Source organism: Streptomyces sp. NPDC048295, assembly GCF_040652135.1.
In the GTDB taxonomy this organism is placed as follows: domain Bacteria; phylum Actinomycetota; class Actinomycetes; order Streptomycetales; family Streptomycetaceae; genus Streptomyces.
On record NZ_JBEZLL010000008.1, the window covers coordinates 97,114 to 123,321 of the forward strand.

The following is a 26,208-nucleotide window of genomic DNA, read 5'->3' on the forward strand; positions in this document are numbered from 1 at the left end:
GCCCCCGGTCACGGGAAGGGGCGGGCGGGGGAACACGCCCGCCGCGGCCGCACCCCACCCGCGCCCCGCCGCTACGCCTCCGGCAGCTCCGGCGCCCGCTTCGCCGGCGTCCTCGCCAGTGAAGCCAGCGCGATCCGGATCGCCTCGTCCAGCTGCGGGTCCCGCCCCGCCACATGGTCCTGCGGCGTCATCACGACCTCGACATCGGGATCGACCCCGTGGTTCTCCACGCCCCAGCCGTAACCCTCCAGCCAGAAAGCGAACTTGGGCTGGGTGACCAACGTCCCGTCCACCAGCCGGTACCTGCTGTCGATGCCGACCACGCCGCCCCAGGTCCGGGTACCGACGACCGTCCCGATGCCCAGCGCCTTGATCGCGGCGTTCACGACGTCGCCGTCCGAGCCGGAGAACTCGTTGGCCACGGCGACCACCGGCCCGCGCGGCGCGTCCTGCGGGTAGCTGAACGGCCGTCTGCCGCGCGGCAGATCCCAGCCGACGACGCGGCGGGCGAGCTTCTCCACGACCAGCTGCGAGGTGTGGCCGCCGCGGTTCTCCCGGACGTCCACGACCAGTCCCTCGCGGGCCACTTCGATCCGCAGATCGCGGTGGAGCTGCGCCCAGCCCGAGCCGACCATGTCGGGGACGTGGAGGTAGCCGAGGCGCCCGCCGGAGTGCTCGTGCACGTACGCCCGCCGGCCGGCGACCCATGCGTGGTAGCGCAGCGCCTCCTCGTCGGCGAGGGGTACGACGACGACATGGCGGGGGCCGCCGCCGTCCACCGGCGAGACGGTCAGCTCGACCGGCTTGTCCGCCGAGCCGGTGAGCAGCGGTCCTGGCCCGGTCACCGGGTCGACCGGGCAGCCGTCGACGGCGAGGATCGTGTCCCCGGCGCGCACCGCCACCCCGGGCGCGGCGAGCGGCGAGCGGGCCTCCGGGTCGGAGGACTCGGACGGCAGGATCCGGTCGATGCGCCAACCGCCGTCCTCCGCACGGGAGATGTCCGCGCCGAGCAGGCCCTGCCGGGCCGAGTCGTCGCACCATCCGCCGGACGGCCTCACATAGGCGTGCGAGGTGCCGAGTTCCCCCTGCACCTCCCACAGCAGGTCCATCAGGTCGTCATGGGTGGCGACCCGTTCCAGCACCGGGCGGTAGCGGTCCAGGACCCCGTCCCAGTCGAGGCCGCCCATGTCGGGGCGCCAGAAGTTGTCCCGCATGATGCGTCCGGCCTCGTTGTACATCTGGCGCCATTCGGCGGCCGGTTCGAGGATCCGCCGGATCCGGGAGAGGTCGACGGTGATGCCGCCGTCGCTGCCGCCGTCCTCGTCGTCGGCGGAGACATGGCTGTCGGACGGTACGACGCGCAGCTTGCCCCGGGTGTGCAGGACGATCCGCTTTCCGTCCCCGCTGACCGCGAAGTCCTTGACGCCCGAGGCGAGTTCCTCGCAGCGCAGCTTCTCCAGGTCGTACCGCTCCAGCACGGTCTCGGGCCGCCCCGACTCGGGTGTGGCTCCGCTCGTGCCGAGCACCCCGGTCACCGGGTGGCACAGCCACAGCAGGCCGTCCTTCGCGGCCCGCAGCGTGGAGTAGCTGGCGGCCTCGACGGGCAGCGGCAGGATCCGGTCGGCGAGCCCTTCGAGGTCGATGCGGGTGACGGGCAGCGCGGTCGGGTTGTCCTGGTCGCCCTCGCCGCCGCCCTTCTCCTTCTCGGTCGGGCGGCCGTGGCGCTGCGGCCCGAACGGGGAGGGCGTGGTGGCGGCGAGCGTCATCAGATGCGGGCGGCAGGCGCCGATGAACGCCAGGTCGAAGACATGGGCGTCGTAGACCGGGTCGAAGGACCGCTCGGAGAGGAACGCGAGGTGCTTGCCGTCGCCGGTGAACGCGGGGGCGAAGTCGCGGAAGCGCAGCGGGGTGGCCTCGGTGACCGAGAAGTCGGCCAGGTGCGCGAGCTTGAGCTGGCTGAGCGGCTCGGGCCCGGGGTGGGACCAGGCGAGCCAGGCGGAGTCGGGCGAGAAGACGAGGCCGGAGGCGTCGCCGTGCTCGCTGCGGTCCACCTCGTGGACCTCACCGCTCTCCCGCTCGACGATCAGGACCCGCCCGTCGTGCGCGGCGACGGCGAACCGGCTGCCGTCGGGGGCCGGGGCGAGGTCGAGGACCCTGCCGACGCGGCCCGCGGCGAGGCGGCGCGGTGCGGAACCGGGGGCGGTGCCGGTGGCGGGTGCGCACTCCAGGGCGTCGTCGCCCTCGGCGTCGGTGACCCAGACGACGTGCTGGTCGCCGTCGGCCTGGAAGGTGCGGGGCAGCCGGGCCCGTACGCCCGGTTCGGCGGTGAGTACGCGGGCCGGGCCCCCGTGGTGGGTGACCCAGTGGACGGCGCCGCGCGTCCCGACGGCGCTGCCGCGGCCGGTGCGGTCCGGGGAGGCGGAGTCGAGGTGGCTGCCGGCGTGCACGGGGTGCGGCTGGAGGTCGGTGCGCTGGCCGCCGAGCCGGATGTCGAGGCGGCGGGGGCCGTCGCCCTCCAGGTCGTCCAGCAGCCAGAGTTCGCCGGCCGAGGCGTAGGCGACGCGGGTGCCGTCGGTGGTCGCGTGGCGGGCGTAGAAACCCTCGGTGCCGGTGTGGCGGCGCAGGCCGGAGCCGTCGGGGAGCGAGGAGTAGACCGCTCCGACGCCTTCGTGGTCGGAGAGGAAGGCGATGCGGTCCCCCACCCACATGGGGCACTCGATGTTGCCGTCGAGCTCCGCGTGGATCCGTACGAACTCCGCCGGGCCGTCCGCCGGGGGTTCCTGCTCGATCCACAACTTGCCTGCCGTGCCGCCCCGGTAGCGCTTCCAGGTGGCGGCCTCGCGGCCCATCGTGACCGAGAGCAGCAGGACCCGGCCGCCGGGCCCGTACGCGAGCGATCCGACCGGCCCGTACGGCAGGGTCCGTGCGGGTCCGCCGTCGACCGGGACGGCCCGGGCCCATGTGCGCCGGTGCGAGGCCTGACCCTGGGCGCTGATGACCAGCACCTCGCCGCCGGGCGTCCAGCCGTGGACGGCGGTCTGCCCGTCGCCCCAGTGGGTGAGCCGCTCCGAGGGGCCGCCGTCGGCCGGTGCGACGTGCACCTCGGGCACCCCGTCCCGGGTGGACGTCCAGGCGACCCGGGTTCCGTCGGGCGATATCCGCGGGCCGGTGACAGGCCGGTTGTCGGCACTGACGCGCCAGGCACGGCCGCCGTCCAGCGGCGCCAGCCAGACATCGTCCTCGGCGGTGAAGGCGATCGAATCGCCCTGGACATGGGGGTATCGGAGGTAGGCAGGCTGTGTCACACCGATCACCCTAGGCCGCGGCCATGCTCTGCGTAACCGGGTTGGCCGGAGTACGACGGGCCGCCGGGCGCCCGCCGGACTCACTTGCCCAGGGGCGCTTCGGTCACCGTCACGGTCACGGTGACCGTCGGCCGGAAGCCCGCACCGCCCGCGGCCGGCCGCGGGTTCACCACGGCGGTCGAGGGGGCGGCGTCGCAGTCGCCGAGGACATCCGCCCGGAAGACGGACCTCCCGCCCGCCCTCGCGGTCAGGTCGCCGCGCACACACCGCCCGTTGAGCTCCTGGGTGACCTTGCCGGTGAGCGTGATGGCCTCGCCGCTCCCGGTCTTGCCGGTGCAGTCGACGTCCGCGATCCGGCGCGCGGAGGCGGCGGGCGAGGCGGCCCCGATCCCGAACCCCTCCCCGTCGACTCCGGCGGTGCAGCTCAGCCACCGCACATCGACCCCGTTGCGCTCCAGTGCGCCGGTGCCGACCTGATCGGTGGTCACGGCGATGGACGCGGAGTTCAGCCCGCCCACGGGCTCACAGCCCACAGCACCCGCGACCGCCGCCACCACGAGTGCGGACACGGCCAGAAAGCGCCGTTCTCTTCCCCGGGCCCATGCCCTTGATGTCCCCATACGGGCACCTTCCCACCGTTCGCCCGTGAAGCGGTAGACGGCTTGCGGCCGGAACCGCGAGCGACTCCGGCGCACGCGACGGGGCGCACAGCGGGCGCACAGGTCCCGGGACCAGAGCCCGGGACCAGAGCCCGGGACCAGGACTCGGCACTCGGCACTCGGCACTCAGCGCTCGGCACTCGGCACTCGGCACTCAGCGCTCGGCGCTCGGCGCTCAGGACAGGGCTCACGACCAGCGGCCGGTGCGCCCCAGCAGCAGTGCTGTCGCCGCCGTGCCCGCCGTCGAGGTACGCAGGACGCTCGCCCCGAGCCGGCAGGTCCGGGCGCCCGCCGCGGCGAAGACCGTCAGCTCCTGGGGCGACACACCGCCCTCGGGACCCACGACGAGCACGATCTCGCCCCGGTCGGGGAGCCGGACGGCGGCCAGCGGCTCGCTGTCGTGCCCCCGGTCCTCGTGCAGCACGGCGGCGAAGTCCGCCGCGGCCAGCAGCGCCGCGACCTGCTTGGTCGTCATCGCGTCGGCGACCTCGGGGAAGCGCACCCGGCGGGACTGCTTCCCCGCCTCGCGGGCGGTGCTGCGCCATTTGGCGAGGGACTTGAGGCCGCGGTCGCCCTTCCACTGCGTGATGCAGCGTGCCGCCTGCCAGGGCACGATCGCGTCGACGCCGGTCTCCGTCATCGTCTCCACGGCGACCTCGCCCCGGTCGCCCTTGGGCAGCGCCTGGACGACGGTGATGCGGGGAGCGGGCCGGGGCTCCTCCCGGATCTCGTTCAGCTCGGTGACGACGAGCCGGTCCTTGCCCTCGGCGGCCAGGACGACGCCCTCCGTCCAGTGGCCGTGCCCGTCGGTGAGCACGACCTCCTCGCCGGCGCGCAGCCGCTTCACCGACACGGCGTGCCGGCCCTCGGGCCCCTCCAGGACGAACTCGGGCCCGCCGGGGACCTGTTCGACGACGAAGACCGGTGCGGTCACTGCGTACTCCCTGTGCTCACTGCCGTCCGTGCGGCGTCCAGTTCTTCGGCGAGCAGCCGGACCAGCCGGCCCGCGGGCAGCTCGCGTGCCATCCGGTGTCCCTGGCCCGCCCACAGCGCCATGCCCTGCGCGTCCCCGGCCTTCGCCGCGGCCTTGCGCAGCCCGGCGGTCAGATAGTGGACCTGCGGATAGGCGGCGGGGGCGTACGGTCCGTGCTCGCGCATGAACCGGTTGACCAGGCCCCGGGCCGGGCGGCCGGAGAACGCCCGGGTCAGCTCGGTCCGCACGAACAGCGGGTTGGTCAGCGCCTGCTTGTGCAGCGGGCTCGCCCCCGACTCGGGGCAGACGAGGAACGCCGTACCGAGCTGCGCCGCCTCCGCGCCCGCGGCGAGCACCGCGGCGATCTGGGAGCCGCGCATCAGCCCGCCCGCGGCGACGATCGGAATCTGTACGGTCTCGCGGACCTGGGACACCAGCGAGAGCAGCCCGATCCCGGTGCCGTCGGTCTGCGGGTCGTCGCGGTGGGTGGACTGGTGGCCGCCCGCCTCGATGCCCTGGACGCAGACCGCGTCGGCGCCCGCCCACTGGGCGGCCTGGGCCTCCTCGGGCGTGGTGACCGTCACGACGGTGTACGTGCCGACGCCGGCGAACGCGTCGAGGGTGTCGCGGGTCGGGCAGCCGAAGGTGAACGATACGGCCGGGACCGGGTCCTCCAGGAGGATGGCGAGTTTGGCGTCGTAGTTGTCGTCACCGTCGGAGTCCGTGTCGCCGAGCGGGGTCTCGTACCAGGCGGCCTCGCCCGCGAGCTGGTGCCGGTACACCTCCACGGCGCTCGGGTCGGCGAGTGCCGGCTGCGGCATGAAGAGATTGACGCCGAAGGGCTGACCGGTCAGCCCGCGCAGCTGTTTGATCTCGTTGTACATGCCGTCGGCCGTCTTGTACCCGGCGGCGAGGAAACCGAGCCCGCCCGCCTCGGAGACGGCTGCGGCGAGCTGCGGACCGGACGAGCCGCCCGCCATCGGGGCCTGCACGATCGGATACCGGCAGAGATCGGTCAACGCGGATGACATGACCGCATCGTGTCACGTCCGGCACGGCGCGGGGCGCGCGGGACGGGTCCGCTTTGTACTCAAACGCCGGACGGGCCCGTCGAGCGGGCCCGTCCGGCGTCCGGAACGGGTGCGGCAGACCGGTCAGCGGCCGTTGAAGGCGTCCTTCAGCCGGGAGAACAGTCCCTGCTGGCCGGGCTGGAACTGGCCGGTGGGCCGCTCCTCGCCGCGCATCTTCGCCAGGTCCCGCAGCAGTCGCTCCTGCTCCGGCTCCAGCTTCGTCGGGGTCATCACCTCGACGTGCACGATGAGATCGCCGCGCCCGCCGCCGCGCAGATGCGTGATGCCGCGTCCGTGCAGCGGGACCGACTGGCCGGACTGGGTGCCCGGCCGGATGTCGACCTCCTCCAGGCCGTCGAGCGTCTCCAGCGGCACCTTGGTGCCGAGCGCGCCCGCCGTCATGGGGATGGTGACCGTGCAGTGCAGGTCGTCGCCCCGGCGCTGGAACACCGCGTGCGAGAGCTCGTGGATCTCCACGTACAGATCGCCGGCCGGGCCACCGCCGGGACCGACCTCGCCCTCGCCGGCGAGCTGGATGCGGGTGCCGTTGTCGACACCGGCGGGGATCTTCACGGTGAGCGTGCGCCGCGACCGGATGCGGCCGTCACCGGCGCACTCCGGGCACGGGGTCGGCACGACCGTACCGAAGCCCTGGCACTGCGGGCAGGGCCGCGAGGTCATGACCTGGCCGAGGAAGGACCGGGTGACCTGGGAGACCTCGCCGCGGCCTCGGCACATGTCACAGGTCTGGGCGGAGGTGCCGGGGGCGGCGCCCTCGCCGCTGCACGTGGTGCAGACGACGGCCGTGTCGACCTGGATGTCCTTGGTGGTGCCGAACGCGGCCTCGGCCAGATCGATCTCCAGCCGGATCATGGCGTCCTGGCCGCGCCGGGTGCGCGAACGGGGTCCGCGCTGCGACGACGTACCGAAGAACGCGTCCATGATGTCGGAGAAGTTGCCGAAGCCGCCCTGTCCGAATCCGCCCGCGCCACCGCCGCCGGAGGCGGACAGCGGGTCGCCGCCGAGGTCGTAGACCTGCTTCTTCTGCGGGTCCGACAGCACCTCGTAGGCGGCGTTGATCTCCTTGAACCGCTCCTGGGTCTTCGGATCGGGGTTCACATCCGGGTGCAGCTCGCGGGCGAGCCGACGGAATGCCTTCTTGATCTCGTCCTGGGATGCGTCGCGGCGCACGCCGAGTACGGCGTAGTAGTCCGTGGCCACTTACGACTCCGCCAGGATCTGTCCGACGTAACGTGCCACTGCGCGTACCGCTCCCATCGTTCCGGGGTAGTCCATGCGGGTCGGTCCGACCACGCCGAGTTTGGCGACTGCCTCGTCGCCCGAACCGTAGCCGACCGCGACGACGGACGTGGAGTTGAGCCCCTCGTGGGCGTTCTCGTGCCCGATACGTACGGTCATGCCCGAGTCCTTGGCCTCGCCGAGCAGCTTCAGCAGCACGACCTGCTCCTCCAGTGCCTCCAGCACCGGCCGGATCATCACCGGGAAGTCGTGCCCGAAGCGGGTGAGGTTGGAGGTGCCGCCGATCATCAGCCGCTCCTCCGTCTCCTCGACGAGGGTTTCGAGCAGGGTGGAGAGCACGGTGGACACGGTTCCCCGGTCCTCGCTCTCGAAGGATTCCGGCAGGTCCTGCACCAGCTGCGGGACGTCCGCGAAACGGCGTCCGACGACCCGGCTGTTGAGCCGGGCCCGCAGATCGGCGAGAGAGGTCTCGCCGAACGGGGCGGGACAGTCGATCATGCGCTGTTCGACCCGGCCGGTGTCCGTGATCAGTACGAGCATCAGCCGGGCGGCCGCCAGGGACAGCAGCTCCACGTGCCGCACCGTCGACCGGGTCAGCGAGGGGTACTGCACGATGGCGACCTGCCGGGTCAGCTGCGCGAGCAGCCGTACGGTGCGGCCCACGACGTCGTCGAGGTCGACCGCGCCGTCGAGGAAATTGTGAATGGCACGGCGCTCCGGCGACGAGAGGGGCTTGACCCCCGCGAGCCTGTCGACGAAGAGCCGGTAGCCCTTGTCCGTCGGGATGCGTCCGGCACTGGTGTGGGGCTGGGCGATGAAGCCCTCGTCCTCCAGCACCGCCATGTCGTTGCGCACGGTCGCCGGGGAGACTCCCAGCTTGTGCCGCTCGGTGAGCGCCTTGGAGCCGACGGGCTCCTCCGTGCCGACATAGTCCTGGACGATGGCGCGGAGCACTTCGAGTCTGCGTTCGCTGAGCATCGCGCACACCTCCAGCTGTGTTCCTCGGTGGTTCTCGGGACGTTCCTGTTTCTCTGCCCAGGAATCCGCTTGGCACTCTGTCAACGCGAGTGCCAGCAATCCCCCGGCCAGTGTACGGCGGCCGAGTGGGGACCTAGCAAGGGCGACCGGCCACGCTACCGCGAGACCGTGCAGGTCGTTTGCCGATAGCGTCCCGGTATGGATGCCTCTTGGGAAGAGTTCGGGTGGGAGCGACTCGGTCACGGAGTGGGCCGGCGGCGCCTTCCCGGATGGGACGCGACGGTCGCACTGGTGGCCGGGACGGACGGCGTGCTGCTCTACGACACCGGATCGTCGCTCCGCGAGGGGGCCGAGGTACGGACCCAGGCTCAGGCTCTGCTGGGCCGGAGGGTGACGCATATCGCACTCAGCCACCCCCATTTCGACCATGTCCTGGGCACCGCCGCGTTCTCCGGCGCCGAGGTGTACGGGGCGGTCGGCCTGGCCGAGCTGCTGGAGCGGGAGGCGGCGGAGCTGCACACCTCGGCGGTGCGCCACGGGGTGTCCGAGCACGACGCGGCGGAGGCCGTGGACGCACTGGTGGCGCCGCACCACCAGGTGTGCGGCGAGTGGACGCTCGACCTGGGCGGCGGGCGCGAGGTGGTGCTGGCCGACGTGGGCCCCGCGCACAGCGGCCACGACCTGGTGGCGGTGGTCCCCGGATCTCCCGCGATCGTGCTCTGCGGAGACCTGGTCGAGGAGTCCGGCGAACCGCAGGCGGGCCGGGACGCGTTCCCCGCCCGCTGGCCGGCCGCGCTGGACCGGGTGCTGGCGCTGGGCGGCGAGGACGCGGTGTACGTACCGGGGCACGGGGCGGTGGTGGACGCGGCGTTCGTACGGGACCAGCGCGAACAACTGGCCGTACGCTTCGGCGTGTCGTGACGCGTTGTCGTCCTATCGTCGTCCGATGCGCAGCTACCAGCCGGACCTGACCCCGCCGTGGAAGAAGTCCGCCCCCGTTCCCGAGGTCCCCGCCGAGACCGATCTGGTCGTGGAGGAGGTCTCCACCGGATTCTGCGGCGCGGTGATCCGCTGCGAGAAGACGGCCCAGGGGCCGACGGTGACCCTGGAGGACCGCTTCGGCAAGCACCGGGTCTTCCCGATGGAGCCGCGCGGCTTCCTGCTGGAGGGGCGGGTGGTCACCCTCGTCCGCCCCTCGGCCGCCGCTCCGGTGCGCCCCGCCCGCACGGCCTCGGGTTCGATCGCGGTCCCCGGGGCGCGTGCCCGGGTGGCGCGGGCGGGCCGGATCTATGTGGAGGGCCGGCACGACGCGGAGCTGGTCGAGCGGGTCTGGGGCGACGACCTGCGGATCGAGGGCGTGGTCGTCGAGTACCTGGAGGGCATCGACGACCTCCCGGCCATCGTGCGCGAGTTCTCCCCCGGCCCGGACGCCAGGCTGGGCGTGCTGGTCGACCACCTGGTCCCCGGCTCCAAGGAGTCCCGGATCGCCGACCGGGTGTCGGACGCGGACGTGCTGGTGGTCGGCCACCCCTACATCGATGTGTGGGAGGCGGTGAAGCCGTCCTCCGTGGGCATCACGGGCTGGCCGGCGGTACCGCGCGGCCAGGACTGGAAGACCGGCGTGTGCCGCGCGCTCGGCTGGCCGGAGAACACCGGCGCGGCCTGGCAGCGCATCCTGTCCACGGTCCACTCGTACCGCGACCTGGAACCGTCGCTGCTGGGTTCGGTGGAACACCTGATCGACTTCGTGACGGCGCCGGAATAGGAGCGCGGCCAGGGGCCCTCCGGCCCCTCCGGAGGGGCTCACCGGCGCTTGAGGAGCGCGGGTCCGGAGGCGGGGCCCCGGTTACCGGGACGGGCGGGGCAGAGGAACACGCCCGCCTCAGGCGCACCCCGCAGCCGCACACCACCGCACCCCGCGCCACGGCCCGCGGCCCGCACCCTCAGTCCACCAGGTCCCGCACCACCGCGTCCGCCAGCAACCGCCCCCGCAAGGTGAGCACCGCCCGCCCCTGCTCGTACGGCCCGGACTCCAGGAGCCCGTCCGCCAGGGCGCGGCGGGACGCGGCCAGACCGTCCGGGGCCAGCAGCGACAGCGGGCAGCCGTCGGCGAGCCGGAGCTCCAGCAGGATCCGCTCGACCCGTCGGTCCTCCGCGGAGAGGATCTCGCGCCCGGCACCCGGCGACCGCCCCTCGGCCAGCGCCTGCGCGTACGCCCCCGGATGCTTCACGTTCCACCAGCGCACCCCGCCGACATGGCTGTGCGCCCCGGGCCCGGCGCCCCACCAGTCGGCCCCGCGCCAGTACAGCTCGTTGTGCAGGCAGCGGCCCTCGGGAGTCCGGGCCCAGTTCGACACCTCGTACCAGGAGAAGCCCGCCGCGGCCATCGCCTCGTCGGCGATCAGATAGCGGTCGGCGTGGACGTCGTCGTCCGTCATCGGGACCTCGCCGCGACGGATCCGCCGCGCCAGCTGCGTCCCCTCCTCGACGATCAGCGCGTACGCCGAGACATGGTCCGGCCCCGCACCGATCGCCGCGTCCAGCGAGGCCCGCCAGTCGTCGTCGGACTCCCCGGGCGTGCCGTAGATCAGGTCGAGGTTGACGTGCTCGAAGCCCGCCTCCCGGGCCTCGGCGACACACGCCTCGGGCCGCCCCGGCGTGTGCGTGCGGTCCAGGATCTTCAGCACGTGCTGCCGGGCGCTCTGCATCCCGAACGAGATCCGGTTGAAGCCGCCCTCCCGCAGCTCGGCGAGGTACGCCGGGCCGACCGACTCCGGGTTGGCCTCGGTGGTGATCTCGGCGTCGTCCGCGAGGCCGAACTCCTCCCGGATCGCCCCCAGCATCCGGACCAGGTCCGCCGCCGCCAGCAGGGTCGGCGTGCCGCCGCCGACGAAGACCGTGCGGACCGGACGCGGATCGTCGCCGAGGACCTTGCGGGCCCGGCGGACCTCGCCGATCAGGTGCTCGGCGTAGTTGTCCCGGGAGGCCAGCGCGCCGCCGGAGCCGCGCAGCTCGGTGGCGGTGTAGGTGTTGAAGTCGCAGTAGCCGCAGCGGGTCGCGCAGTACGGCACGTGCAGATAGAAGCCGAGCGGCCGGCCGGCCGCGCCTTCCAGGGCGTGGCGGGGCAGCGCCCCGTCGTCGGGTACGGGTTCACCATCGGGCAGTACGGAAGGCATACCGCCCATTGTCGCTCGCCGCCGGGGAACGCCCGGCCACGTCCGTGGCCGCGGGGGCCGCCCGTGCCCCGGCGCGGGTCCTCACCCGGCCTGGAGCACCAGCAGCGCCAGGTCGTCGTCGGGCGGCCGCTCGGCGAATTCGTGCACCGCCCGCTTGATCCGGTCCGCGATCCCGTCCGCCGACAGCCCGGTGCAGTCGGCCAGCGCCTGGGCCAGTCCGTCCCCGTCGTCGAACATCAGCGGTCCGCAGCGCCGCTCCGTCACCCCGTCCGTGACGCACAGCAGGCTGTCGCCGGGCGCCAGATCGAAGCTCTGGCTCTCGTAGGCGACGTCGTCGAAGATCCCGAGCAGCATCTGCGGCTCGGCGGCCGGGCGCACCTCGCCGTCGGGCCGCAGCAGCAGCGGCAGCGGGTGGCCGGCGCTGGCCAGGGTGCAGCGCACGCCGCCGCCGGGCAGCGGTACGAGCTCTCCGTACAGCAGGGACAGGAAGCGGGACTGTCCGGTGTCCGCGGTCTGCTGGCCGCCGGCCGCGGCCACCATGAGCGCGGCGGCCTCGGCGGCCTCCATCGCGTCGTCGAGGAGCAGCCGGTTGAGCCGGTCCAGGACCTCGCCCACACCGAAGCCCTCCCGGGCCAGCAGCCGCAGCCAGGGCCGGGCGAGGCCGGTGACGACGGCGGCCTCGGGGCCGCTGCCCTGCACGTCTCCGAGTACGAAGCACCAGCGGTCGCCGGGGCACGGGAAGATGTCGTAGAAGTCACCGCCGACGACGCCGTCGTCGCTGGGCTCGTACACCAGCGAGCTGGTGACCCCCGGTATGTCGGCGACCTTGCCGGGCAGCAGGGCGCGCTGGAGGATGCGGCTGATGGTGGCCTGCCGGGTGTACGCGCGGGCGGCGCCGACGGCGAGGCCGACCCGGCGTACGAAGTCCTCGATGAGCGCGGTCACCTCGTCGGGGACGCGGGCCAGGCCCTCCCGGCCGAGAAGTACGGCGCCCAGGGTCCGGCCGCCCGAGGTGATCCGGTAGGCGAGGGCCGACACGGCGGGCTCGTCGGCCTTCGCGCCCTCCTCCTCGCCCCCGGGCCACGGCATGGAGACGGGGCCGGTGCCGACCCGTTCGGGGAGCCGGATCGGGTCCTGCTCCAGCAGGGTGCGCAGCTGCGCGGTCTCGGCCTCGTCCCGGTGCCAGACGCTGGCGAGCCGGGGGACGGCGGAGGGGCCGCCGTTCTCGGGTTCCAGCCAGATCGCGCACCAGTCGGCGAGTCTGGGCACCAGTAACTGTCCGGAGAGCGCCGCGACGATGTCCTCGTCGAGCTGGCCGGCGAGCAGGTCCGAGGCCTCGGCGAGGAAGGAGAGCGCGCCGCGGCCGGCCCAGTCCGCGTCGTCGCGGAGCGCGCGGCGGGCGGAGGGGGCGAGCAGTTCGGCGGCGCGCAGACCCTGCTGGAACCCGGGCTCGGCCGCCGGTTCCGGGAAGGGGTTCCAGTCGTCCACGGGGAGCCGGGCCCAGACGGTCTTGAGGCCGGTGCGGTAGGTGATGCCCCAGCGTTCGGCGAGGGTGCCGACGAGCTGGAGCCCGCGACCGTACTCGGCGGGCTCGTCGGGGCCGACGAGGCCGGTGCCCGCCGCCGCGTCGGCCGCGCTCCCGGACTCCGGTCGGTCGCTGCGCACGGCGCGGGCCGGGTGGTGGTCCGAGACCTCCAGCACCAGGGCCGCGACCTCGTCCTCGGTGGCCTCCTCCAGCCGGGCGAGCAGCTCCACGTTGGTCCCGGCGTGCACGACCGCGTTGGTGACCAGCTCGCTGACGACGACTTCCGCGTCCTCGGCCACGCGCTCGCTGAAGCCCACGGCCGCCGGCAGCCCCAGCCCGGTCCACTCGCCGAGCGCGGCCCGGACGAACCGGCGGGCGGCGGAGGGTGCGAGGAGGTTCCCGGGCAGGGACGTATGGGCGGCCGGCCGCGCGTCCGCACGGCCTGAGGGATCACCGGGACGCTGAACGATGTCCCGCTGCAAGGGAATGGGCCCCACGGTGCAGCTCCTGACCTGTTCTCGCTCTGTCTGTTCTCGTTGCTGTCTGTCTGTTCTCGTTGGGCGGCGCTGACGACACCGACAGAGTGACAGATGGACCATGCTCATAAGCAACGAGTTGCCGAAGTGAGCGGAGAAAAAGAGCGGGGAGGAACACCGTGGGGACGGACAGCCCCTATGCCTCGCGGGTCCCCGCGTACATGTCGTCGATGAGGCCCTTGTACGCGCGCTCGACGACCGGTCGCTTCAGCTTGAGGCTGGGCGTCAGCTCGCCGTGCTCGATGTCGAGGTCGCGGGGCAGCAGCCGGAACTTCTTGATGGTCTGCCAGCGCTGAAGCCCCTCGTTGAGCCGCTTCACATAGCCCTCGATGAGCGCGACGGCCTGCGGTGAGGCGACGACCTCGGCGTACGGTTTCCCGCCCAGGCCGTTCTCGGCGGCCCAGCCGAGGATGGTGGGCTCGTCGAGGGCGATCAGGGCCGTGCAGAAGTTACGGTCCGCGCCGTGCACCAGGATGTTGGAGACGAACGGGCAGACCGCCTTGAACTGTCCCTCGACCTCCGCCGGGGCGATGTACTTGCCGCCGGACGTCTTGATCAGGTCCTTCTTGCGGTCGGTGATCCGGAGGTAGCCGTCCACGGACAGCTCGCCGATGTCGCCGGTGTGGAACCAGCCGTCCGGTTCCAGCACCTCGGCGGTCTTCTCCGGCTGCCCGTGGTAGCCCTCCATCACGCCGGGGCCGCGCAGCAGGATCTCGCCGTCGTCCGCGATCCGTACCTCGGTGCCGGGGAGCGGCTTGCCGACGGTGCCGGTGCGGTAGGCCTCGCCCGGGTTGACGAAGGAGGCGGCGCTGGACTCGGTGAGGCCGTAGCCCTCCAGGACGTGGATCCCGACGCCGGAGAAGAAGAGGCCGATGTCGGGGGCGAGCGCGGCGGAGCCGGAGACACAGGCGCGCAGCCGGCCGCCGAAGGCCTCGCGGATCTTGGCGAAGACGAGGGTGTCGGCGACCTTGTGCTTGGCGCCGAGCGCGAACGGGACGGAGGCCGTACCGGTGCGCCGGAAGTTGTCCTGCGAGACCGTCGCGTACTCGCGCGCGACGCCGGCCGCCCACTGGAAGATCTTGTACTTGGCCCCGCCGCCGGCCCGCGCCTTGGCGGCGACGCCGTTGTAGACCTTCTCGAAGATCCGGGGCACGGCGGCCATGTACGTCGGCTGGACCACCGGGAGATTCTCGATGATCTTGTCGACCCGGCCGTCGACGGCGGTGACGTGGCCGACCTCGATCTGGCCCGAGGTGAGGACCTTGCCGAAGACGTGCGCGAGCGGCAGCCAGAGGTACTGGACGTCGTCGGAGTCGATGAGTCCGGTCGCCACGGTGGCCTTGGCCATGTACGACCAGTTGTCGTGCGGCAGGCGCACGCCCTTGGGGCGGCCGGTGGTGCCCGAGGTGTAGATCAGGGTGGCCAGCTGGTCGGCCGTGATGGCGGCGACCCGCTCCTTGATGGCCTCGGGGTGCTGCGCCAGGCATTCGACGCCGCGGGCCTCCAGATCGGCGAGGGTGAGCACCCAGCCCTCCGGGTCGCCCTCGGCGGGTCCGGCGCCCTCGGGGTCGATGACGACGACATGGGCGAGGTCGGGCAGCTCGGCGCGGCGCTCGCGGGCCTTGGCCAGCTGGGCGGCGTCCTCGGCGATCAGCACCCGGCTCCCGGAGTCGGAGAGGATGAACGCCGACTCCTCCGCGTTGGTCGACGGGTAGATCGTGGTGGTGGCGGCACCCGCGCACAGCACGCCGAGGTCGACGAGGATCCATTCCACTCGCGTACTGGCGGCGAGCGCGACCCGTTCCTCCGGCCGCACACCCAGACCGATGAGCCCTGCCGCGACGGCGTAGACCCGCTCGGCGGCCTGCGCCCAGCTCAGCGACTTCCACTCATCGGGACCCTCGCCGGTGGCCGAGGGGACGGGATAGCGGTAGGCCTCCCCGTCCGGGGTGGCCGCCACGCGGTCGATGAAGAGGTTCGCCACGGAGGGCGGTCGGTTCTCGATCAAGGTCTGTGTGTCGCTCACGACGTCCTCCGGGCCTGCGGCAGTGCTTCACGACCGGCTGCTGGTTGCTGCTTGATCCTGCGGGTGTCTGCGTGCTTGATCCTGCGGCGCTCGTCCTGCGGGGCTTGTTCCACCGTCCTGCGGGCTCGTTCCGCGCGGGGCTTGTTTAACTGGCGAGTAACTACGAAGCCGTGATCAGGGTAGAGCGCCCGCGTCCACCGCGTAAGAGGCAACGGGCCGCCGCTTCATAACAAACGGGCCCCCGTGTCGCGAGGTGCTGCGACACGGGGGCCCGTTCGGACTGCCACCGGACAGGTGCTGAGAGAGCCGGACCGCGACGGCTCACGGCCGCGGCCGGGGTCCGGATCGGGAACGGACTCGGGCGGACTACTTCTTGCCCTTGCCCTCGCCGCCCGACTCGTCCGTGGACAGCACGGCGATGAAGGCCTCCTGCGGCACCTCCACGTTGCCGACCATCTTCATCCGCTTCTTGCCTTCCTTCTGCTTCTCCAGCAGCTTCCGCTTACGGGAGATGTCACCGCCGTAGCACTTGGCGAGGACGTCCTTGCGGATGGCGCGGACCGTCTCACGGGCGATGACCCGGGAGCCGATGGCGGCCTGGATCGGCACCTCGAAGTTCTGCCGCGGGATCAGTTCGCGCAGCTTGGCGACGAGCCGGACGCCGTACGCGTACGCCTTGTCCTTGTGGGTGACCGCGGAGAAGGCGTCGACCTTGTCGCCGTGGAGCAGGATGTCGACCTTGACGAGCTGGGCGGTCTGCTCGCCGGTGGGCTCGTAGTCGAGCGAGGCGTAACCCCGGGTCTTGGACTTCAGCTGGTCGAAGAAGTCGAAGACGATCTCGGCGAGCGGCAGGGTGTAGCGGATCTCGACCCGGTCCTCGGAGAGGTAGTCCATGCCGAGCAGGGTGCCGCGCCGCTGCTGGCAGAGCTCCATGATCGCGCCGATGAACTCGCTGGGGGCCAGGACCGTGGCGCGCACGACGGGCTCGTGCACCTTGTCGATCTTGCCCTCGGGGAATTCGCTCGGGTTGGTGACGGTGTGCTCGGTGCCGTCCTCCATGTCGACGCGGTAGACCACGTTGGGGGCGGTGGCGATGAGTTCGAGGCCGAACTCGCGCTCCAGCCGCTCCCGGATCACATCGAGGTGGAGCAGCCCGAGGAAGCCGACGCGGAAGCCGAAGCCGAGTGCCGCGGAGGTCTCCGGCTCGTACACCAGGGCGGCGTCGTTGAGCTGGAGCTTGTCCAGCGCCTCGCGCAGGTCCGGGTAGTCCGATCCGTCCAGCGGGTAGAGGCCCGAGAACACCATCGGCTTGGGGTCCTTGTAGCCGCCCAGCGCCTCGGTCGCGCCCTTGTTCAGGGAGGTGATGGTGTCACCGACCTTGGACTGCCGGACGTCCTTCACACCGGTGATGATGTAGCCGACCTCGCCCACGCCGAGGCCGTCGGCCGGGGTCATCTCCGGGGAGGAGACCCCGATCTCCAGCAGCTCGTGGGTGGCGCCGGTGGACATCATCCGGATGCGCTCGCGCTTGTTGAGCTGGCCGTCGACGACACGGACGTACGTGACGACGCCCCGGTACGAGTCGTAGACCGAGTCGAAGATCATCGCGCGGGCCGGGGCGTCCGCCTGGCCGACCGGGGCCGGGACGTCCCTGACCACCCGGTCGAGCAGTGCGTCCACGCCGATGCCGGTCTTCGCGGAGACCTTGAGCACGTCCTCCGGCTGGCAGCCGATGAGGTTGGCCAGCTCCTCGGAGAACTTCTCGGGCTGCGCGGCCGGCAGGTCGATCTTGTTGAGCACCGGGACGATGGTGAGGTCGTTCTCCATCGCCAGGTAGAGGTTGGCCAGTGTCTGGGCCTCGATGCCCTGCGCGGCGTCGACGAGCAGGACCGTGCCCTCGCAGGCGGCGAGCGAGCGGGAGACCTCGTAGGTGAAGTCCACGTGGCCCGGGGTGTCGATCATGTTGAGGACATGGGTGCGGCCCTGGCCCTCGCCCGTGTCGGGCGTCCAGGGCAGACGCACCGCCTGGGACTTGATGGTGATGCCGCGCTCGCGCTCGATGTCCATACGGTCGAGGTACTGGGCGCGCATCTGCCGCTGGTCGACGACGCCGGTCAGCTGGAGCATCCGGTCGGCAAGGGTCGACTTGCCGTGGTCGATGTGCGCGATGATGCAGAAGTTGCGGATCAGCGCCGGGTCGGTACGGCTCGGCTCGGGCACGTTGGTAGGAGTCGCGGGCACGCAGGGTCCTGATTCTTGAGACGCCGAACGCCGTGTCTCGGGTCGATGTCGGTTCGGTCGGATCGATACGTAGCCTCCATCGTCCCATGGTTGCGGGGCGGAGACCGGTTTGGGCCGGTCGGAGCGGGACTGGTACCGTTGACAGCTGTGCCTGGCGACTCTCTTGAGCCGTGGGGCGCACACCGAAGATCCATCGAACCTGAAAAGGCTCTTTTCGTGGCGAACATCAAGTCCCAGATCAAGCGGAACAAGACGAACGAGAAGGCGCGCCTGCGCAACAAGGCCGTCAAGTCCTCGCTCAAGACCGCTATCCGCAAGGCCCGTGAGGCTGCCGCCGCCGGTGACGTCGAGAAGGCCACCTCGGCCGCTCGCGACGCCTCCCGCGCGCTCGACAAGGCCGTCTCGAAGGGTGTCATCCACAAGAACGCCGCCGCCAACAAGAAGTCGGCGCTGGCCTCCAAGGTTGCCTCCCTCCAGGGCTGAGCATTCTGATGTGATCGCCGGGACGGACCCAACGGGCCCTCTCTCCCGTTCCTGACCGGCACCCCGCGCCGCACACCGAACCTGCGTTCGCCACGCGGGTGCGGCGCACCAAGCGTGAACCGAGGCCCCGGCCCCGCTCTCCCCGGAGCGAGGACCGGGGCCTTCGGCGTACCCGGTTCCGGGTGCGGGACCTTCGGCGTACCCGCTCCGGAGGGGGCGGGGCCTTCGACGTATGCGCCCCTGCGGGGGCGGGACCTTCGGCGTACCCGTTCCCGAGGGGGCGGAGTCTTCGGCGTACCCGTTCCCCAAGGCGGGGCCTTCGGCGTACGCGCTCCTGCGGGGGCGGGGTCTTCGACGTACCCGCTCCGGAGGGGGGCGGGGCCTTCGGCGTACGCGCTCCTGCGTGGCCCGGAAGCCGGGCAGGGGCCGCGGCCCCGGCCCTGATCCGCCGGGCAGGCCCTAACGCCCCGACCGTGCCGCCCGCGCGATCGCGACCACGGCCTTCTCCAGGGCGTATTCCGGGTCGTCTCCACCGCCCTTTACCCCCGCGTCGGCCTCCGCGACCGCCCGCAGCGCCAGCGCCACCCCGTCCGGCGTCCAGCCGCGCATCTGCTGCCGGACCCGGTCGATCTTCCACGGCGGCATGCCCAGCTCGCGGGCGAGGTCGGCGGGCCGTCCGCCACGGGCCGAGGACAGCTTGCCGATCGCCCGCACGCCCTGCGCCAGCGCACTGGTGATCAGCACCGGCGCCACCCCTGTCGACAGCGACCAGCGCAGCGCCTCCAGCGCCTCCGCCGCCCGCCCCTCCACCGCACGGTCGGCGACCGTGAAGCTCGACGCCTCGGCGCGGCCCGTGTAGTAACGGGCGACGACCGCCTCGTCGATGGTGCCCTCGACATCCGCGACGAGCTGCGAGACCGCGCTCGCCAGCTCCCGGAGATCGCTGCCGATGGAGTCGACCAGCGCCTGGCACGCCTCGGGGGTCGCCGAACGCCCCAGCGCCCGGAACTCAGAGCGTACGAACGACAGCCGCTCGGCCGGCTTGGTCGTCTTCGGGCAGGCGACCTCCCGCGCCCCCGCCTTGCGCGCCGCGTCCAGCAGGCCCTTGCCCTTGGCGCCGCCCGCGTGCAGCAGCACGAGGGTGATCTCCTCGACCGGATCGCCGAGATACGCCTTGACGTCCTTGACCGAGTCGGCGGAGAGGTCCTGCGCACCACGCACGATCACCACCTTGCGCTCGGCGAAGAGCGAGGGGCTCGTCAGCTCCGCGAGGGTGCCGGGCTGGAGCTGGTCGGAGGTGAGGTCGCGGACATCGGTGTCGGAGTCGGCGGCACGGGCCGCCGCCACCACCTGTTGCACGGCGCGGTCGAGGAGCAGGTCCTCCTGGCCCACGGCGAGCGTGAGGGGGGCGAGCGGGTCGTCGGTGGAATTCCTTCTGGTGGCCATCGCCGTCCAGCATCCCATGCACCACTGACAGTCCCCGGCCGCGCCGGCGGCCCCCGGTCCCCCTCCCCCACGCCGCCCGCGGATGCGGTGCGACCCCGGCGCAGGTGTCGCCCGCCTGGCTGCCGCACCGGGGCGACGACATCGTGCCGATCCCCGGCACGATGCGCAGGGCGACGCTGGAGGAGAACCTCGCGGCGGCGGAACTCTCGCTCGGCCCGGACGAACTGCGGCGCCTGGACGCGGCGCTGCCGCCGTCGCCGGCAGCCGGTACCCCGAGAGCGTCATGCTCGTGAACGGCCGTTGGAGACCGCCTCCACCGGACCGCGCGGCATACGGGGTACGGGAGAATAGGCAGGTGAGCGATGTGAGACATGTGCTGGTGCTGCCCGACCGCGATGCCGCGGAGGAGGTGGCCGGAGAGCTCGGCGACCGCTTCGGGGTGACCGAGGAGCCCCAGCTCGTACGCGATGCGCTGGCCGGTGAGGACGATGCCGAGGACGCCCAGTGGCTGGTGGTCGTGGAGGACCCGTCGGGGCGGCTGGACTCCTCGGCACTCGACGCCTTCGCCGCGGAGTACGAGGGGTGGCTCGAAGCTCCGTAGGACGCGCCGGCCGAGGGCGTGGCTCGAAGCCCTGCAGGACGCGCCGGCCGAGGGTGCCGCCCGGGGCGGGCGGCGGGTTCAGCTCTTGGGGACGATCTGGATGTCCATGTCGATGGAGATGCTGGAGCCGACGGCCGCGATGCCACGGGCCAGCATGGTCTGCCAGGTCAGGGTGAAGTCCTCGCGGTGCAGTTCCGTGGTGGCCCGGCAGGCGGCGCGGGTCTCGCCCTCCAGGCCGTTGCCGAGGCCGAGGTACTGGGTGTCCAGCGTGACCGTGCGGCTGACACCGTGCAGGGTGAGCGCACCGGTGACGCCCCAGCGGGTGCCGCCCCGGTGGACGAAGCGTTCGCTGTAGAACTCCATCGTCGGATAGCGCCCGACGTCGAGGAAGTCGCTGGACCGCAGGTGGTCGTCCCGCATCTGGACGTTGGTGTCGATCGACGCGGCGTCGATGACCACGTGCATGGCCGAGTCCTCCATGCGGTCGGCTATCCGCACCGCACCCGCGAAGGTGTTGAACCGGCCGTGAATACGCGCGAGTCCGATGTGCCGGGCCGTGAAACCGATCTGCGAGTGCGTCGGCTCGACCTCCCACTCGCCCGGAGCGGGCAGCTGCGGGGGCGCGGACAGCTGAAGGGTCACATCGCCGAGGCTCGCGTGACCGCCCTCGACGACCGTGGCCGAGCCGTGGAACGGGGTGAAGCCCTCGGCCGTGACGGACAACCGGTACTCACCGGCCGGGACGGTGGCGAGCACATTGCCGAACGGGTCCGTCCCACCGCCGAACACCTTGCGGCCCGCACCGTCCGTGACCGCGAACTCGGCCGACGGCACGACCTCGTTGACGGGATCGAGCACGCGGCAACTGAGCAATCCGGCGGTGCGCGGCATCTCCAGTCCGGCGAGGGCACTGCCCTGCGCGACCCCCGCCGCCCGCCTGCCATTCAGCCAACGACCGAACATCTTCCACCTTCCCCCGGACGATTCACCTTGGGGCCCGGCGGCTGGACGTCTCTGTCGGAGCAGCGGCCCACCGACGAGCATGCATTCGATCACCAATGTGGCGTTCGAGGCAAACAGAGCAGCTCGCAGTGGCTTGGGGCGAGGTGTTACCGAAGGTCCGAATTGATCGTTCCCGGGCGGGGTGATCATGACCGGCCCACCGCCCGCAGCCCCCGCCCGGTACCCGGCCCGCCACCCGTCACGGCGATCGCGCCGCCGGTGTCCGTACGCAGCACCACGGCGCCGCCCGCTCTGAGCGCGTCGACGGTCCGCGCGGCCGGGTGACCGTACGGGTTGTCCCTGCCCACGCTCACCAGGGCGAACCGAGGGTGTGCGCTGCGCAGCAGGGCGGGGTCCTGGTGGGCGGAGCCGTGATGGGCGACCTTGAGCACGTCCACCCGCGGCAGTGCGGGATACCTGCGCAACAGCCCCTGCTGAGCCGGTGGTTCGAGGTCTCCCAGGAGCAGCAGGGTCAACCCGCCGGACCGGACATACAGGGTGACGCTGGCATCGTTCGGATCCAGCGGTACGGGCCCGGCGCCCGGGTCCGCCGCAGTGCCACCGGCCCCTGGGGCGTTCGTCGGCCAGAGGACCCGCCAGTCGAGCGCCCCGATCCGTCGGCGTTCCCCCGGCACGGCCCGCACCAGGGGCACCTGCGCCCCGGCCGCCGTTCTCCGTACGAACGCGGCCTGGTCCGGCGGTTCGTCCAGGCTCGTCGTCTCGATCGCCCCCACCGCCCTGCCCCGCAGCACACCGGGCAGGCCCCGCACATGGTCTGCGTGGAAGTGCGTGAGGACCAGGAACGGCACCTCTGTGATGCCGAGTTCGTGAAGGCACCGGTCGACGGGAGAGGGATCGGGCCCGGCGTCGACGACGACCCCCGCGCCCTCGCCCGCGGCCAGCACCAGGGCGTCTCCCTGCCCCACGTCGCACATCGCGAACGCCCAGCCCGGCGGCGGCCATCCGGTCAGCACCCGGGTGAGCGGCACTGGCCGCAGCACCGCGAGGACCAGGAGCAGGGCAGCCGCCGCACAGACCCAGGGACGGCGCACGATCCGACGGGCGAGAAGCACCGCCAGAGCGGTCAGCGCGGTGAGCAGCACCGCCCCCTTACCACCGTCGGGCCAGTCGATCTCCGCTCCGGGCAGGGCCGCCCCGGTGCGGGCCACCGTGGCGATCCACCCGGCCGGCCATCCCGCGATCCGGGCGAGCAGCTCCGCCACCGGCATGGCCACCGGCGCCAGGGCGAGCGCGGCGAACCCGAGGACCGTGGCCGGTGCCACCGCGAACTCGGCCAGCAGATTGCACGGGACCGCCACCAGACTGACCCGGGAGGCGAGCAGTACGACGACCGGCGCGCACACCGCCTGCGCGGCGGCCGCCGCGGCCAGCGCCTCGGCGAGCCGGGACGGAACCCCGCGCCGTTGCAACGCGTCGCTCCACTTCGGGGCGATGGTCAGCAGGGCGCCGGTGGCGAGCACGGAGAGGACGAATCCGTAACTGCGCGCCATCCACGGGTCGTGGAGCACCAGCAGCAGAACGGCGGCTGCCAGCGCGGGAATCAGCGATCTGCGCCGCCCCGTACCGATGGCGAGCAGGGTGATCAGTCCGCAGGCGGCTGCCCGAAGAACGCTCGGCTCGGGCCGGCAGACGATGACGAAGGCAAGGGTGAGCCCACCTCCGAGCAGCGCCGTCAGCCGCAGCGGGATCCCCAACCGGGGTGCCAGGCCACGGCGTTCGACGCGCAGCGCCGTACCCGGTGGTCCGATGAGGAGGACGAGCAGGATCGCCAGGTTGGCACCGGAGACCGCCATCAGGTGGGTGAGGTCGGCAGCCTTGAACGCCTCGTGCAGTTCGGGAGTGACGCGTGAGGTGTCGCCGACCACCAGGCCCGGCAGCAGGGCCCGCGCATCGGGTTCGAGCCGCTCGGTCGCCTGTCGCAGACCACCGCGCAGCACGCCTGCGGTGCGTTGGAGAAGAGAGGGGGGTCCGATGACGCGCGGCGGCCCCTTGCCCTCGGTACGCAGGGCGGCGGCGCTGCGCTCCCCGCCGTGCAGCGGTGGCGCCAGCCGGCCGCCGACACGCAGATGGGTGGAGGGGAGCAACTGCTGCCACTGCCCCGTCGAACCTTCGCCGGGCGAGACGATCAGCAGCACGGGCGTACTCAGCCTGGTGACCGCCCCGTCGGGGCCGGTCAGCCGTGTGATCTCGGCGTCCACGAGGAGGGATGCGGGCGTGCTGTGGTCGCCGTGCACCCGGGGCCGGGTCTGCCGGACGTCGGACGTCACCGTCACCTCCGCCTCGACCCTCGCGAACCGCTGGGCGAGCGCGTGGACCGGACCCTCCCGTACGTCCGCGCTGTGCAACCCGGCCGATGCGGCCCCGGCCGCCGCACAGAGCAGCGCCGCGGCGGTGGCGGTCGCCGTCACCCGCGGCCGCCGCCGACCGCGTACCGCGGCCTCGTCGCCCGCCCCGTGCCCGCCCTTCTCCGCGTCCTCGGGCTCCCCTTCGTTCTCACCCTCCCCTCCGCCCCCGGTCGCCCTGCGCAGAGCCCGGGTTACCGAGGCTCCCGACATGGCGAGGAGCACCATGGCCGCACCCACGCAGAGCATCACGCCCGTGATGGTCCACCGCCCCGGCACGCTCAGCGCCGACGCGGCTCCGGCCCAGGCCGCCATGGCCGGCGGAACCAGGCGCAGATCGAGCGGCCCCTCCTGCCGCGGGTCGGAGGCGCCGAGCCGACGGCCCGACGCCGCGTGGACGTCCGGGCCGCTCATGGCCCCACCAGTGGCCGGAGGTCGGCGAACCGGCGGTCACCGATCCCGTTGACCTCACGCAGTTCGTCGACGGACCGGAAACCGCCGTGCTGTGTGCGGTAGTCGACGATGTGCTGGGCGAGGACCGGGCCGACCCCGGGCAGCGTGTCCAGTTGTTCGGGGGTCGCGGTGTTGAGGCTGACCGGGCCGGACGGGGAGCTCCCACCACCGCTCGGCACGGCTCCGCCCGGCCCGCCGACGGCTGCTGGGCCGGGCGGGGCGCCCACCACGATCTGCTCTCCGTCCATGAGCACCCGTGCCCGGTTGAGTCCCGTGAGGTCGGCTCCGTCCCGGACTCCGCCCGCCGCGCGCAACGCATCGGCGACCCTTGCTCCGGACGGCAGTTGGCGGACCCCGGGCCTTCGCACCTTTCCGCTCACGTCGACGACGATGCGTCCGCCCGGCCCGGTCACGGGCGGTGGCCCCGGTGACGGCTCCGGCGCTTCGGCGGCGTCCGGCACCGGGGACGATGTCCGGGCGTGCGCGGCCTCGTCGACCGGATCGGGCGCGCGCACGGAGTGCGGACGCGCGGACCAGAAATGCATCGCGGCAAGGCCTCCGGCAGCGACCAGGACAACGGCCAGCGCCGCAAGAGTCTTGGGCTCCAGACCGCATCTGAGCTGCAACCAGACCGGAATCCGTTCCCGCAGTGCGGGCCCCAGCCGCTCCCACCAGCGCCCCGACACACCGGAAGCCGGACTCGTGATCGGGCTCGGGCTCCGGCTCCGGCTCCGGCTCGGGGCTTGAGCCGAGGCCGAGGCCGGAGCCGATGTCGAGGGGGGCGGCGGTGCCGAGACCGGAGCCCGGGCAGGAGCGGAAGCAAAAGCGGGAGCAGGAGCGGGAGCGGGAGCGGGAGCGGGAGCGGGAGCCACCCCCGGCACGGGCCGCGCGACCCGTCCACCGTACGCACCTGTCATGAGGGCGTCCGCCCGCCGGCGCGAAGCCGCGGCCATGGCATCCGCCCGCCCGCGCGACGACGACCGCCGCCGACCGGGACCGCTGCGGACACGGACGTCCGAGGCCGGGGCCCGGCCGGGACCGCTGCCGCTGGTTGCACGAGGTGATCGGGAAGTCATGCCTCACGACGGTAGGCACATCTGCCCGAACCTGCCGAGCAGCCTCGATTCCGGTGGACAACCGACCAGTTGTGGACAACTCGCTCACCCCTGGGGGTGACGCGCAGGAGACCGGCGGGACCGCCCGCCCCGGGTCAGCGCGGCGAGACCACTGCCCCGAGCAGACCGGGTCCGGTGTGCGCACCGATCACCGCGCCCACCTCGCTCACATGCAGATCGACCAGACCCGGCACCCGTTCGCACAGCCGCTCGGCGAGCCGCTCGGCCCGCTCGGGTGCTGCCAGATGGTGCACGGCGATGTCCACACGGCCGCTGCCCGCCCGTTCCACGACGATCTCCTCCAGGCGCGCAATCGCCTTGGAGGCCGTCCGTACCTTCTCCAGCAGGTCGATACGGCCGCCGTCGAGCTGGAGCAGCGGCTTCACGGCGAGCGCCGACCCCAGCAGCGCCTGCGCCGCCCCGATACGGCCGCCCCGGCGCAGGTAGTCCAGCGTGTCGACGTAGAAGTACGCGGAGGTGCCCGCGGCCCGCTTCTCCGCGGCGGCGACCGCCTCGTCCAGGCTTCCGCCCGCCTCAGCCGTCTCCGCCGATGCCAGGGCACAGAACCCGAGGGCCATGGCGACCATCCCGGTGTCCACCACCCGTACCGGGACCGGCGCGTCCTTCGCCGCGAGCAGAGCGGCGTCGTACGTACCCGAGATCTCGGCCGAGAGGTGCAGCGAGACGATACCGGTGGCCCCGGCCTCGGCCGCCGCACGGTACGCGGCGGCGAACACCTCCGGGCTCGGCCGGGACGTGGTCACGGGACGACGCTTCTGGAGCGCCACCGCGAGGGAACGGGCCGAGATCTCGGTGCCGTCCTCCAGAGCCTGATCACCGAGGACGACGGTCAGCGGCACCGCGGTGATGCCGTGCCGCTCCATCGTCTCGGACGGCAGGTAGGCCGTGGAATCGGTGACGATCGCGACATGGCGGGACATGAGCGGGAGGTTACCTGGCGAGTCCGTGTCCCGGCAGTCCGACCCCGGCCGAATG

The 26,208-nt window shown here is 72.6% G+C and carries 20 protein-coding genes; 5 read left to right on the plus strand and 15 right to left on the minus strand.

Annotation, left to right across the window (positions count from 1 at the left end; translation table 11 throughout):
* Positions 1 to 71: 71 nt before the first annotated feature.
* The 6 genes from AB0D53_RS14300 to hrcA all read right to left on the minus strand — a co-directional run bounded on the left by AB0D53_RS14300 (position 72) and on the right by hrcA (position 8,245).
* The gene (locus AB0D53_RS14300; RefSeq protein WP_362445055.1) at positions 72 to 3,305 is read right to left on the minus strand and encodes a S41 family peptidase; all 3,234 of its coding nucleotides are present in this window, start codon (positions 3,303 to 3,305) and stop codon (positions 72 to 74) included.
* Positions 3,306 to 3,385: 80 nt separating this feature from the next.
* Positions 3,386 to 3,874, minus strand: a complete 489-nt coding sequence (locus tag AB0D53_RS14305; RefSeq protein ID WP_362445058.1) for a hypothetical protein — start codon at positions 3,872 to 3,874, stop codon at positions 3,386 to 3,388.
* 277 nt (positions 3,875 to 4,151) lie between these two features.
* The gene (locus AB0D53_RS14310; RefSeq protein ID WP_362445061.1) at positions 4,152 to 4,898 is read right to left on the minus strand and encodes a 16S rRNA (uracil(1498)-N(3))-methyltransferase; all 747 of its coding nucleotides are present in this window, start codon (positions 4,896 to 4,898) and stop codon (positions 4,152 to 4,154) included.
* A complete protein-coding gene (locus tag AB0D53_RS14315; protein WP_362445064.1) occupies positions 4,895 to 5,968 on the minus strand; it encodes a nitronate monooxygenase in 1,074 nt (357 codons plus the stop codon). The genes AB0D53_RS14310 and AB0D53_RS14315 overlap by 4 nt, the downstream gene beginning before the upstream one ends.
* 123 nt (positions 5,969 to 6,091) lie before the next feature.
* Entirely contained in the window at positions 6,092 to 7,228 is a 1,137-nt protein-coding gene (gene dnaJ / locus AB0D53_RS14320) for a molecular chaperone DnaJ (protein ID WP_329821068.1), read from the minus strand.
* The gene (hrcA, locus tag AB0D53_RS14325) at positions 7,229 to 8,245 is read right to left on the minus strand and encodes a heat-inducible transcriptional repressor HrcA (protein ID WP_266419393.1); all 1,017 of its coding nucleotides are present in this window, start codon (positions 8,243 to 8,245) and stop codon (positions 7,229 to 7,231) included. It abuts the gene before it with no gap.
* 198 nt (positions 8,246 to 8,443) lie between these two features.
* Here hrcA and AB0D53_RS14330 point away from each other — a divergent pair, with 198 nt between their 5' ends.
* Positions 8,444 to 9,166, plus strand: a complete 723-nt coding sequence (locus tag AB0D53_RS14330) for an MBL fold metallo-hydrolase (RefSeq protein WP_362445069.1) — start codon at positions 8,444 to 8,446, stop codon at positions 9,164 to 9,166.
* Between the two features lie 25 nt (positions 9,167 to 9,191).
* On the plus strand, positions 9,192 to 10,010 hold the full coding sequence (locus tag AB0D53_RS14335) for a DUF3097 domain-containing protein (RefSeq protein ID WP_362445072.1): 819 nt from the start codon (positions 9,192 to 9,194) through the stop codon (positions 10,008 to 10,010).
* Positions 10,011 to 10,188: 178 nt separating this feature from the next.
* On the opposite strand, the gene hemW is transcribed toward AB0D53_RS14335, so the two are convergent.
* The 4 genes from hemW to lepA all read right to left on the minus strand — a co-directional run bounded on the left by hemW (position 10,189) and on the right by lepA (position 17,749).
* Positions 10,189 to 11,430 carry a radical SAM family heme chaperone HemW gene (gene hemW, locus AB0D53_RS14340; protein WP_362445075.1) on the minus strand — a complete coding sequence of 414 codons (1,242 nt, stop codon included), beginning with the start codon at positions 11,428 to 11,430 and terminating at the stop codon, positions 10,189 to 10,191.
* A gap of 72 nt (positions 11,431 to 11,502) precedes the next feature.
* A complete protein-coding gene (locus tag AB0D53_RS14345) occupies positions 11,503 to 13,428 on the minus strand; it encodes an ATP-binding SpoIIE family protein phosphatase (RefSeq protein ID WP_362445636.1) in 1,926 nt (641 codons plus the stop codon).
* Between the two features lie 190 nt (positions 13,429 to 13,618).
* Positions 13,619 to 15,508, minus strand: a complete 1,890-nt coding sequence (locus AB0D53_RS14350; protein WP_362445078.1) for an AMP-dependent synthetase/ligase — start codon at positions 15,506 to 15,508, stop codon at positions 13,619 to 13,621.
* 366 nt (positions 15,509 to 15,874) lie between these two features.
* Positions 15,875 to 17,749 carry a translation elongation factor 4 gene (lepA, locus tag AB0D53_RS14355; RefSeq protein ID WP_362445081.1) on the minus strand — a complete coding sequence of 625 codons (1,875 nt, stop codon included), beginning with the start codon at positions 17,747 to 17,749 and terminating at the stop codon, positions 15,875 to 15,877.
* A gap of 216 nt (positions 17,750 to 17,965) precedes the next feature.
* Here lepA and rpsT point away from each other — a divergent pair, with 216 nt between their 5' ends.
* Positions 17,966 to 18,232, plus strand: coding sequence for a 30S ribosomal protein S20 (gene rpsT / locus AB0D53_RS14360; protein WP_072483588.1), 267 nt, complete (start codon positions 17,966 to 17,968; stop codon positions 18,230 to 18,232).
* A gap of 459 nt (positions 18,233 to 18,691) precedes the next feature.
* Here rpsT and holA read toward each other — a convergent pair whose 3' ends face one another.
* Entirely contained in the window at positions 18,692 to 19,678 is a 987-nt protein-coding gene (gene holA / locus AB0D53_RS14365) for a DNA polymerase III subunit delta (protein ID WP_362445085.1), read from the minus strand.
* Between the two features lie 11 nt (positions 19,679 to 19,689).
* On the opposite strand from holA, the gene AB0D53_RS14370 reads away from it, so the two are divergent.
* Together AB0D53_RS14370 and AB0D53_RS14375 are read left to right on the plus strand one after the other, a co-directional pair.
* On the plus strand, positions 19,690 to 19,971 hold the full coding sequence (locus AB0D53_RS14370) for an aldo/keto reductase (RefSeq protein WP_362445639.1): 282 nt from the start codon (positions 19,690 to 19,692) through the stop codon (positions 19,969 to 19,971).
* 62 nt (positions 19,972 to 20,033) lie between these two features.
* The gene (locus tag AB0D53_RS14375; protein ID WP_329821061.1) at positions 20,034 to 20,279 is read left to right on the plus strand and encodes a hypothetical protein; all 246 of its coding nucleotides are present in this window, start codon (positions 20,034 to 20,036) and stop codon (positions 20,277 to 20,279) included.
* Between the two features lie 78 nt (positions 20,280 to 20,357).
* Here the strand turns inward: AB0D53_RS14375 and AB0D53_RS14380 are convergent, their stop codons facing one another.
* The 4 genes from AB0D53_RS14380 to AB0D53_RS14395 all read right to left on the minus strand — a co-directional run bounded on the left by AB0D53_RS14380 (position 20,358) and on the right by AB0D53_RS14395 (position 26,153).
* The gene (locus tag AB0D53_RS14380; RefSeq protein WP_362445090.1) at positions 20,358 to 21,242 is read right to left on the minus strand and encodes a YceI family protein; all 885 of its coding nucleotides are present in this window, start codon (positions 21,240 to 21,242) and stop codon (positions 20,358 to 20,360) included.
* Between the two features lie 185 nt (positions 21,243 to 21,427).
* A complete protein-coding gene (locus AB0D53_RS14385; RefSeq protein WP_362445093.1) occupies positions 21,428 to 24,058 on the minus strand; it encodes a ComEC/Rec2 family competence protein in 2,631 nt (876 codons plus the stop codon).
* Positions 24,055 to 24,783, minus strand: a complete 729-nt coding sequence (locus tag AB0D53_RS14390; protein WP_362445096.1) for a ComEA family DNA-binding protein — start codon at positions 24,781 to 24,783, stop codon at positions 24,055 to 24,057. Before AB0D53_RS14390 ends, AB0D53_RS14385 begins: the two co-directional genes overlap by 4 nt.
* A 524-nt stretch (positions 24,784 to 25,307) precedes the next feature.
* Entirely contained in the window at positions 25,308 to 26,153 is an 846-nt protein-coding gene (locus tag AB0D53_RS14395) for a DegV family protein (protein ID WP_362445099.1), read from the minus strand.
* Between the last annotated feature and the right edge of the window lie 55 nt (positions 26,154 to 26,208).

Excerpts from the sequence above, each read along its gene's own strand:
- AB0D53_RS14315 (WP_362445064.1), bottom strand. The coding sequence starts at position 5,968 with ATGTCATCCGCGTTGACCGATCTCTGCCGGTATCCGATCGTGCAGGCC.
- hrcA (WP_266419393.1), bottom strand. The coding sequence starts at position 8,245 with ATGCTCAGCGAACGCAGACTCGAAGTGCTCCGCGCCATCGTCCAGGAC.
- AB0D53_RS14330 (WP_362445069.1), top strand. The coding sequence starts at position 8,444 with ATGGATGCCTCTTGGGAAGAGTTCGGGTGGGAGCGACTCGGTCACGGA.
- AB0D53_RS14335 (WP_362445072.1), top strand. The coding sequence starts at position 9,192 with ATGCGCAGCTACCAGCCGGACCTGACCCCGCCGTGGAAGAAGTCCGCC.
- hemW (WP_362445075.1), bottom strand. The coding sequence starts at position 11,430 with ATGGGCGGTATGCCTTCCGTACTGCCCGATGGTGAACCCGTACCCGAC.
- holA (WP_362445085.1), bottom strand. The coding sequence starts at position 19,678 with ATGGCCACCAGAAGGAATTCCACCGACGACCCGCTCGCCCCCCTCACG.
- AB0D53_RS14380 (WP_362445090.1), bottom strand. The coding sequence starts at position 21,242 with ATGTTCGGTCGTTGGCTGAATGGCAGGCGGGCGGCGGGGGTCGCGCAG.
- AB0D53_RS14385 (WP_362445093.1), bottom strand. The coding sequence starts at position 24,058 with ATGAGCGGCCCGGACGTCCACGCGGCGTCGGGCCGTCGGCTCGGCGCC.
- AB0D53_RS14395 (WP_362445099.1), bottom strand. The coding sequence starts at position 26,153 with ATGTCCCGCCATGTCGCGATCGTCACCGATTCCACGGCCTACCTGCCG.